Here is a 4,145-nt window from a genome sequence, read left to right on the forward strand (position 1 = left end):
ATTTTCTCTTCTATTACTTACACACTCAGAATAATTTCATTTTCTGAAGCTCACGCCGGATGTGGGTGGATAGTGGAATTTTCTCTTCTATTGCGTATAGAGCAATAGTAATTTCATTTTCTCAAGCATCTACGAGATGTAGGTGGATAGTGAAAATTTTCCGACTATTACTTATAGACTCAGAATAATTTCATTTTCTCAAGCACCTAGGAGATGTAGATGGATAGTGGGAATTTTCTCTTCTATTGCGTATAGAGAAATAGTAATTTCATTTTCTCAAGCACCACCTAGGAGATGTAGATGGATAGTAAAAATTTCCTGAGATATAGTTTTCATTATCAATTATCCATTAATAACACCTACAATTGAAAAATAGTTGGAGAGATATAGTCATTCTGAATCAGAATGGGACGACTATTTCTTTCTTTGAAAGAGTTTCAGCCAAAAAAGTGTTTCATCCTTATTTGAAATGACTATAGAAATTGTCAATTATTTCTCCCTGATTCCTACTCCCTGCTCTGTCTTTTCTGGGGATGTCTATTAGTTAGTAGCAGTTTCTGCCACGCTCGAAATTATTTCTTGAAATACAATCTCATCCTTACGAGGATCGGCATAAGCAACCTTTACCTCCAAGCGATCGCCCACTTCAACCGACCTACCAAAGCGCATTGCCAACTCTAACCCCAACTCTTCCAACAACACCAACCCTAAATTAATTTCCTCTTTCAACCACCGAATTATCAAAGCTTGCCAAACCTCATCCGAATTACGCCGTAAATATTCCAAACCCCAATAACGGTTAGTAAACCTTTCCACACTAGAAGCTTCTTTCACTGCTGGAACTAAACTCATCACCATTTCTTGCATTTGGTCTGGAGTAAATGGTAAAGGATCTCCTCGTAAATGAGCTTTAATTTGGAAGTGAGCTAATAGATCGCTATAACGCCGAATTGGAGAAGTAACCTGAACGTAAGTTTCTAAAGCCAAACTTGCGTGACGAGCAGGTATAGTACCCATTTCACTTTTAGGCATACATCGACGCATAGCAGTTGAACGAACTGGCCCCGCAGGCAATAACATTAGTTCTGCCTCTGGTGGGAGTTCTGGTTGAGGCTGACTACGGTAGGGTAGAGGAAGATTATGTTCTTGACCATATTTTGCCCCGACTTCCCCTGCCATAATCATCATCTCTGCAACTAGCTGTCTTGATGGTGAATCATCCAAAACCTCTACCGTAATTTCTTCACCTTCATTTTTCACTTTAATTACCGACTCTGGCATATATATACTAATTGAGCCTTGTGACTGTCGCCACTTAAACCTTTGTTTAGCCCAATCATTCAGAGCATGAATTTCTGGTTCTGGCTTAATCCCTAACTGTAGCATTTCATCCACATCATCATAAGTAAGCCTATAGGTTGGCTTGATTAAACTGGCATGAATTGTGTAATTTATAACTGCCCCAGTTTCATCTAAAAGAATGCCAAAACTCAGAGCGCTGCAAACTTGCCCTTGAATTAGACTCATTGGACCTGTTGCCAACTCTGACGGAAACATCGGAACCATACCAGTAGGTAAATATAAGGTAGTTGTTCTGCGTCTAGCCTCTAGGTCTAACTCATCACCAGGAGTAAGTAAACGAGTAGGGTCAGCTATATGAACCCATACCCGTTGTTGAGCATCTTCTAAAAATTCTATACTCAGGCCATCGTCTATTTCTCGCGTACTTTCATCATCAATTGTATAAACTTTTAGATGAGTTAAGTCCAAACGGTTTGTGTCTGGATCTGGTGGGAGGGATTGCAGGCAGCTTTTGGCCACTTCTAGTACCTTGGTAGAAAAATGTGTTGGGATCTGGCTACGTCGCAGATATAGATTTTCATGCTCGTTCCATATACCTAGATCCACTAATAGTTTAAATGCTGCTTCTGAATTTTCTGGTAGTTCTAAGATAGCCAAGGTCTCCATTGCCTGGTTACGATGGGAGGTTTCTTCTCCGTGAGTGGCAAATTTTTCTATAGAGTCTAGGCGATTATAATCACTTTGTTCCCAGTTTACTTCTTCTCCTGCTAGTCGGTTATGGACTCGAAGTAAAAAGTTTTCTAGTTCTTGTTTTCGTTGCTTTTGGACTTCTTGTTGATGTTTGATTTCTGCTACTTGGGCTACGGGGCGGGGTTCGTAGCGATCGCCTTTTTGTTTAAAGTAGAGTTTATCGTCTGATAATAGTATATGGGCTGCGTAACATTGGCTTGCTGTTTGTTCTGAAAATAGCAATAGTGCCATTTCTGCTGGATTTACTGTTTCTGATTCTTCTACTAGGAGTTCCCATGCTATTTCTAGACTGGAAGGGTCTAGATAGGTTTCTACTTCCTGAATAAATTGGGGAATTTCTGATGATTTGTAATTTTCTCCTGCTACTTCATAAGTTATTTGCTTTGGGGGTATACTATTAGATTTACCATTTGCTTCTACCACGACCCAGTTTTTTTTACCGTCAGGACGTTCTGCCACAGCTAGTCGCCGTTCTCCGTGCAGTCTAAATTCTATTAGTTTTCCCTTCTCCACTTTATTTTATCTATAATCGTGTAAGTTTTCTTTAGTTTTGTCTGGGTTGTGTTTTTTTCTGTAATTCTCTTGAAGATTTTTTCAATCTAACGTTTACCCACCGTTAATTGACTTGCGTTATAGCGGTAGCTTTCTATTTCAAGGGCTGACAAATCTCTAAGCTTCCACATACAGCATAGATGATACCCACCGCCATTTTGTATTAAAAACACTTTTAATCACGATGACGCCCAATTCATGTTTTACCTTTTCACAGGTTAACTCAGAGTTTTGAATTGACTTACTTCTATAGGTGGGTACTACCGCTACTTTCTCTCAAGTCATCATACCCTAAATTTATGCTAAGTAGCTTATTAATTTACCGTCTATTTCCTGTCCATTAAACTGTCAATAGAATGATAGATTTTTTTATCAATCATGTTGGGTTTCTAATTTTCCCAACATCTCAAATTTCACATACTCCTAGCTTCAGCTCTCTTTATTAACGTAAGGTAACAATGCCACTAATCTGGCTCTTTTTATGCTTTTTGTCAAATCTCTTTGCTGTTTGGATGTTAAACCTGTAATTCTTCTTGGCAGAATTTTTCCTCTTTCTGTCACATATTTTTTCAGTAATTCGACGTCTTTGTAGTCGATAGGTTCTCCTGGTTTAATTGGTGATACTCTTTTCCGATAGTAATTTGCCATAGCTAATTATTTGTTAGTTATTTTTGTTTACGTTTTAGAACTTTACTGTGTTTAATACTCACTGAATTTTTACTTAATTTCTTTGTGAACCGTATGTTTATTACAGTGAGTACAGAATTTCTTCAATTCTAATCTTGCTGTTGTATTCCTACGGTTTTTAGTGCTTGTGTACCTAGAAACACCTTGTGAACGTTTATCAGAATTAGTTCTACACTCTGTACACTCTAGTGTAATAATAATTCTTACTCCTTTAGCCATCTTTCACTTTCCATTAATGTTAAACACAAATTATTATTTTCTCATATAACGCTTGGCTTCGTCAAGTAACCACCTGAGCTTAATATCTAGGGAGTAACCACGCATAGTTCCCACTACTATAGTTTGGGATATTCTGTCATGGAAAGCTTGTTGATACCTTTCAATATCTACCAAAGCTACTGTAAAGTCTAAGAATAAGGGCATTATTAGTAGTAACACGGCAGCATTTCCTGATGTCAAGTTACTCATGCCTAGCATGGCCAATGACCCGGCTAATGCTAAAATTCCTTCTCGCTTTGATAATTCTAGGATACCAGGAGTTCTTTGGTATCTAGTATCTAAGACTTTCATATCTAGAGCAAAGTGTCCTATACTCTGACCTTGGTTTTTGTAGACCATTAGGACTCGTATAGCTATCCAAAGTATTACAAAAAATAAAATAAAGGTGAACCAATTATTGCTGATTATGGCGCTGAGAAACCAAATCACTCCAGCATCTATACTAAATGCTGCTGCACGACGAGATAAAGGAGCTTTTGGCAATTGAGGTATAATATCGTCACTCATTATGTTTGACTCTAATTATTTAGTTTAGCTAGCAGAATATTTAATTGCTTTATTGACTTTATTTTACT

4 protein-coding genes are annotated in these 4,145 nt (G+C 37.8%); all 4 read right to left on the reverse strand.

All coding sequences use genetic code 11. The annotated features are described in order from the left end of the window. Positions 1–540 precede the first annotated feature (540 nt). The 4 genes from AFK68_RS07525 to AFK68_RS07540 all read right to left on the reverse strand — a co-directional run bounded on the left by AFK68_RS07525 (position 541) and on the right by AFK68_RS07540 (position 4,077). The gene (locus AFK68_RS07525) at positions 541–2,565 is read right to left on the reverse strand and encodes a ribonuclease catalytic domain-containing protein (RefSeq protein WP_094672221.1); all 2,025 of its coding nucleotides are present in this window, start codon (positions 2,563–2,565) and stop codon (positions 541–543) included. 468 nt (positions 2,566–3,033) lie between these two features. Continuing rightward, entirely contained in the window at positions 3,034–3,252 is a 219-nt protein-coding gene (gene rpsR / locus AFK68_RS07530) for a 30S ribosomal protein S18 (protein ID WP_094672222.1), read from the reverse strand. 69 nt (positions 3,253–3,321) lie between these two features. Beyond that, positions 3,322–3,510: a 50S ribosomal protein L33 gene (gene rpmG / locus AFK68_RS07535; protein ID WP_094672223.1), complete on the reverse strand. Its 189-nt coding sequence runs from the start codon at positions 3,508–3,510 to the stop codon at positions 3,322–3,324. 33 nt (positions 3,511–3,543) lie between these two features. Further along, entirely contained in the window at positions 3,544–4,077 is a 534-nt protein-coding gene (locus tag AFK68_RS07540) for an RDD family protein (RefSeq protein ID WP_094672224.1), read from the reverse strand. Positions 4,078–4,145 lie beyond the last annotated feature (68 nt).

This window comes from Hydrocoleum sp. CS-953, assembly GCF_002260545.1.
Lineage (GTDB): Bacteria > Cyanobacteriota > Cyanobacteriia > Cyanobacteriales > Microcoleaceae > Trichodesmium.